At 60.4% G+C, this 4,728-nt stretch carries 11 protein-coding genes; 9 read left to right on the forward strand and 2 right to left on the reverse strand.

Annotated features, from left to right (window positions below; all coding sequences use genetic code 11):
- Positions 1-174 precede the first annotated feature (174 nt).
- Together WAW39_RS17155 and WAW39_RS17160 are read right to left on the reverse strand one after the other, a co-directional pair.
- Positions 175-594: a DUF4339 domain-containing protein gene (locus tag WAW39_RS17155; RefSeq protein WP_422320409.1), complete on the reverse strand. Its 420-nt coding sequence runs from the start codon at positions 592-594 to the stop codon at positions 175-177.
- A 4-nt stretch (positions 595-598) separates the two neighbouring features.
- Entirely contained in the window at positions 599-1,477 is an 879-nt protein-coding gene (locus WAW39_RS17160; RefSeq protein ID WP_422320410.1) for a S24 family peptidase, read from the reverse strand.
- Between the two features lie 68 nt (positions 1,478-1,545).
- Between WAW39_RS17160 and WAW39_RS17165 the strand changes: the two genes are divergently transcribed.
- The 9 genes from WAW39_RS17165 (at position 1,546) to WAW39_RS17205 (ending at position 4,614) form a co-directional block, all read left to right on the forward strand.
- Positions 1,546-1,737: a hypothetical protein gene (locus WAW39_RS17165; protein ID WP_422320411.1), complete on the forward strand. Its 192-nt coding sequence runs from the start codon at positions 1,546-1,548 to the stop codon at positions 1,735-1,737.
- A complete protein-coding gene (locus WAW39_RS17170; protein WP_294398104.1) occupies positions 1,737-1,961 on the forward strand; it encodes a hypothetical protein in 225 nt (74 codons plus the stop codon). Before WAW39_RS17165 ends, WAW39_RS17170 begins: the two co-directional genes overlap by 1 nt.
- Positions 1,958-2,239: a hypothetical protein gene (locus WAW39_RS17175; protein ID WP_422320412.1), complete on the forward strand. Its 282-nt coding sequence runs from the start codon at positions 1,958-1,960 to the stop codon at positions 2,237-2,239. Before WAW39_RS17170 ends, WAW39_RS17175 begins: the two co-directional genes overlap by 4 nt.
- Positions 2,240-2,273: 34 nt before the next feature.
- Positions 2,274-2,693 carry a hypothetical protein gene (locus WAW39_RS17180; protein ID WP_422320413.1) on the forward strand — a complete coding sequence of 140 codons (420 nt, stop codon included), beginning with the start codon at positions 2,274-2,276 and terminating at the stop codon, positions 2,691-2,693.
- Between the two features lie 54 nt (positions 2,694-2,747).
- Positions 2,748-3,227 (forward strand): hypothetical protein, encoded by a 480-nt coding sequence (locus tag WAW39_RS17185; RefSeq protein WP_422320414.1) that lies wholly within the window; start codon positions 2,748-2,750, stop codon positions 3,225-3,227.
- 95 nt (positions 3,228-3,322) lie between these two features.
- Positions 3,323-3,802 (forward strand): hypothetical protein, encoded by a 480-nt coding sequence (locus WAW39_RS17190; RefSeq protein ID WP_422320415.1) that lies wholly within the window; start codon positions 3,323-3,325, stop codon positions 3,800-3,802.
- Between the two features lie 35 nt (positions 3,803-3,837).
- The gene (locus WAW39_RS17195; protein WP_422320416.1) at positions 3,838-4,074 is read left to right on the forward strand and encodes a hypothetical protein; all 237 of its coding nucleotides are present in this window, start codon (positions 3,838-3,840) and stop codon (positions 4,072-4,074) included.
- Positions 4,075-4,105: 31 nt separating this feature from the next.
- The gene (locus WAW39_RS17200; RefSeq protein WP_422320417.1) at positions 4,106-4,315 is read left to right on the forward strand and encodes a hypothetical protein; all 210 of its coding nucleotides are present in this window, start codon (positions 4,106-4,108) and stop codon (positions 4,313-4,315) included.
- Between the two features lie 2 nt (positions 4,316-4,317).
- On the forward strand, positions 4,318-4,614 hold the full coding sequence (locus tag WAW39_RS17205) for a hypothetical protein (protein WP_422320418.1): 297 nt from the start codon (positions 4,318-4,320) through the stop codon (positions 4,612-4,614).
- Positions 4,615-4,728 lie beyond the last annotated feature (114 nt).

The raw sequence follows: 4,728 nt of genomic DNA on the forward strand, positions 1-4,728 counted from the left end.
GTGCACCACCGGTTCCCCCCGAGGAACAAGCACGGCTAAGCGCACCCCCATTCAGCCACACCCCACCCACTCCAGCACCTGACCAGGACGACCAGATGTCAGCACCTCACAGGCACAAAAAAGCCGCGCATTGCTGCGCGGCCTTTTAGGGGTGGATGATAGCTATCGCTCAGTTCATGGCCTGGACCATGCAATGATGGCCGTGGTCAGAGCCAGTGTAAGAGGGCCAACGCACGCGTAGAGTCCGGGCATTCCAAAGGCAGCCATTCCCAGCAAAGCCATGCCGATACCAATGAGCATGAAAAACAAAGCGGCACGCAGCAGCCAATCAACGACAACGTTCACCGTTAAAGGCATGTCCACGGCAGCACGTGTCTCCATGGGCGCAGACGGCGCTTCCACCACCTGCATCTTGGGAGGGTCAATCACATCCGCATAGGTGCTCAGCGGCACCCAGTCTTCTCCATCCCGATACCTGATCAAAGCTTGGCGTGAAAGAGTCCCCTGTTTGAGCATGTCCTGCATCACGCGAGCAGTGAACGGCCCCTGGCTTTGACTATTCTGCCAGACATGAAAGGTGTGTAGCGCGTCCATAGGTTTATCTGAGGTTCTTGGTGATTTGTGCGACAGGATAGATGAGTGCAAATGAATCACGTGGATAACTCATCGGCTGGTACACGGGATTGTAGCTGCTGAGCGTGACAACATCCGCGCTCTTCTGGTACACCTTGACCATGACGTCACCACCATGCTCATCATCCAGCCGCGCCAGCACCACGTCGCCATTGCGTGGTTGGAAAGAGGGGTAGATGATCGCCGTCTCCCCGGCATCATATTTGGGCTGCATGCTGTCGCCGCTGAGCTTCACCGCGAAGGCCTTGGGATCTTTGCAGTCAAACACCAGAGCACCTTCTCCGGCATAGGCTTCATCCGTCCACGTCATCGAAGGCCCGCACTCAGCCAGAGACAGCAGCGGCACAAACTTCGCCGTCATGCCTGGAGGAAGGCGGATGTCAGGCACCGCCCCAAAGGTGCCACCCGAAGGGCTTCGATCAACCAGGTGGTCAGAGCCGTCCATGAGGTCTGATACGTCGATGCCAAGGATTTTGGCTGCCTTGATCGCCATCTTCTCCCCCATCTGGCTGCGCCCGTCTTCAATATTCTGATAGATGCCCAGATCACTGTAGCCAATGGCCTTGGCCAGCTCAGCCTGAGTCATGCCCTTGGCTTCACGGGCTGTTTTAAGTTTGGCACGTGCACCGGTCACATAGGCGGAAGCATCCTCACGAACCATAGTTTCCTTTTGCTCATGGAAGCTCAGCAACTTGGACAGTGTAGATTCATCGCCCGCTTCTTTGTATCCACGCTCAAGCATGGAAACATACTTTCCCGTCACACCTAAAAGTTTCCCCATTTCCTCCTGATTCAGCCGAAGGCGCTGCCTCAAGTTCTTTAAACGAGTCGAAATATTTTCCATTGGGAAACTAAATTGTGTTGACGGATGCAAACAGGGAAACTAAGTTGTCATTAGTCAACCAAGTTACCATGCCACCACCCATTGACAACAAATTTTCCAAAGCGGCCAAGATCGCCCTCATCAACCTCGACCTCACCGTCGTCGAGCTAGCGCAAAAACTGGATCGCCCTCGCCAGACAGTCAGCGCCGTCGTGAACGGCTCCCGGCGCTACCCAAAGTTGCGCAAGCTCGTCGCCAAACAACTCAAATGCGCCGCCTGATGAATCCCTTGATTCCAGACTTCATGCGCCATGCCTTCACCGGCATTGAGCAGATGACCGCCGCACAACGTGCGGACCACTACGAAGCGGCCGCTATCCTGCTCAAAGAGCACAGCGCAGAGGAAGCTGATGCCGCCATGCAAACAGCCATCGCCATCCGCAAGGCCGAGGGTCTGCAATTGGTCTTCATCAATCTTCTCAACTCCGAAGGGAGGGCCGCGTGATGCGCCTGCCTGGGGATATCGCTGAGCAGTGGCAGTTCTTCATCTCCGAAGAGCTCGCGAAGCCAGCCGCCTGTGCAGCGATTTTTGGCGCGACTCTCATGTTCAATCTGAAGCACGCACCCTTCGAGACACAGCTCGCCGCGCTCCATCTCCTTGCTGACGGCACTGTCACTAACCGGGACGACCACAACCACTTCGTGGCCGCACTCACCGGCATGCAGAGCACCGGCATGACATTCCGCCTCAGCATCCCCGCCAATCTCGGCAAAGCCGCCTGATCCCCATCTCCTCAATCTCCCCACCACACTCGCCATGAAACTCACCGCCTCCCAAATCTCCACCATTCGCTTTGCCCTGGCTGAAGCCGCTGAGAAACATCAGGAGCGCGCAGGCCGCGCCCCTGAAGGCACCTTCTGGAAGGAAGAGGCTGAAAGTGCCACTGCTCTCTCTGACCTCTTCAAAGACGCCTTGAGCGTCGAAGTCGAGAGCGTGCAGCTGGAGCCCGCCAAGGATGCCTGTGGCGATATCCACTGCCGTAGCCAGTGCGATGACCGCCCGCCATTCATTGTCCTGATTGATGCCGCCGGATCAGAGGACGCCGCCGCCTGGTGCGTGGCCAATGCCGTGCCCTCTGCGCTGCGTGCCGCCGCCCGCTTCCTCCAGGTGGATATGCACAGCCTGCCCAACGCCATCACCAAGCGCGTGCGCACCCGCCTGCAGCAGGCCGCTTGAATCTCCGCACTGCCGGTAGCCCGGCACACCACCCACCCCAAGCACAACGCACCCATGCAAGCCCAGCCCCTGACCCTCAAACGCCGCATCAGCCTTCCCCCGGCTGCTGTCACCCGCGCTCATCTGCACAGCGCCGCTGCCACCCAGCGCGCCATGCGCCCTGCCACTGTCTTCCTCCGGGATGACAGTGAACGGGATCACCTGAAAGCCCGCGTGCAGCAGCTTGAAGCTGAAGCCGCCCAGGCCAAGCAGGAAACCGCCGCCGCACAGCAGCTGCTTCGCGACCATGCCTCACAAGCCTGGCTGGAAGCAGAGGACAGGCTGAAGCGCGAAGCGATGGAGCGCCGCGTGCAGCTGCAGGAGCACCGCAACACCTCCCGCGTGCGCGACAACACGCTGCCAGATCTGGCACCGCAAGTCATCGCCACCACGGATGCCGTGCACCTCGCGCTGCCGCTCAACCCACGCACCGCCGTCCCCATGGACCTGCCAGTCCTGACCCTGCTCAAGAACTGGCTCTTCCGCAGACGCTAAGCCCGCCGCGCCAGTGGGATAGACACCCACCAGCGCCGCTTGCACCGCCTCTGCACATCCCCTGCAAACCCATCGACCGCACCGCCCACTCGCCCATGAACACCCCGCCCCCTGAAGCCCTGGACCCACGCGTCCGCCGCTTTGCCCGTGAAGCCACGGCAGAGATGACCTGCGCTCAGGTGGCAGACATCCTCGGCGCTCCTTACAGCACACGCACCGTGCTGCGCCTCTGCAACAACAAGCAGATCGAATGCAACGCCCCCGTGAACGCCAATGGCCGCACGAACAAGGCAGGCAGGGGTCTCAAGATGCGCTGGAGCATCACCAAGGCCGCGCTGCTCAGCTTCATCATCCGCAGCACCCACGGCCCGCGTGAAGCCCTGATGCAGGCCATTGATCAGGAGCTGCCCGGCTGGAAAAGCTTCGCGTACTACATCGCCCGGGGTGGCGAGGCCACCACCGCACCGCTGCCAGACAATGTGATCCCCATGAAGGGACGCGGCAAAGCCACGCTCAACACCGCGCAGATCAATGATCCCCGCCAGCTGGATCTCTTCGCCCCCCGCTCCGCCTGATCTTTCCCCCACGAAACAACAGCACACCCAAGCCCATGACAACAGACCACCCACAGCACAGCACCAACACCGCACGCCGCCCGCGCAATGCGCCCGAGCTGCTCACGCGCACCGTCGAAGGCCTGCAGCGCCTCGCCTTCATCAAAGCGAATCAGGAGACCCACGCGCTGCACATCGAACCTCCCCACGCACCCCTGCTGCGCAAAGCCGCCGCTGAGTCCCACGCCTTCCGCGTGCGCATCCCTCAAACCTCAACCGGGGAGGCCGCATAAGATGTTCGACGCTGACCCACAAATGCAGGGCATGCCGCCCGAAGAGCAGGGCAAGAAAGCCATCGGCCATGTGCTCATCCAGATCCGCGATCATCCGCACGTCGGCTGGTATCTCGGATACGGCACCCAGACCTTTGATCTGCTCACCGAGGCTTACGCCACTCTCACGAACCAGCCCCTAGAACAGGTGCGTGATCGCTTCGAACCGCAGAACGCAACCAACCCCAAGGAGGAAGTCTGATCATGAGCACCTACATCCCATCCACCGCAGAAACCATCCTCTGCATGATCGGCCTGATCATTCTCGCCTGCCTGCTCGCCCATCTCAAGAAGCCCACCACACCCGGGCGCAATGAGCAGCTCATCCGCCACCATCGCCGCATCCAGGAGCGCCAGCTTGGCGAGGCCTACCGGGACGACGGCTACACGATGCCCTTTGTCCTCTTCTGCATCACCGGGCTTCTCGGTGCTCATGCCCTCCTGGCCATCGGCTGGGCCATCACCTGCGCCGTCTTCGGCTGCGAGCAGCCCCGCTGGTAAACAACCCCAACCCACCATCCCTCATGCCCTCTCTCGAATCATCCTCCCTCATTCTCTACGCCTCAGCTGAGAAGCTGACCTCTGACCACCAACCCCTCATCACCACCGCAGGCA

It is taken from the genome of Prosthecobacter sp., assembly GCF_049294395.1.
Lineage (GTDB): Bacteria > Verrucomicrobiota > Verrucomicrobiia > Verrucomicrobiales > Verrucomicrobiaceae > Prosthecobacter.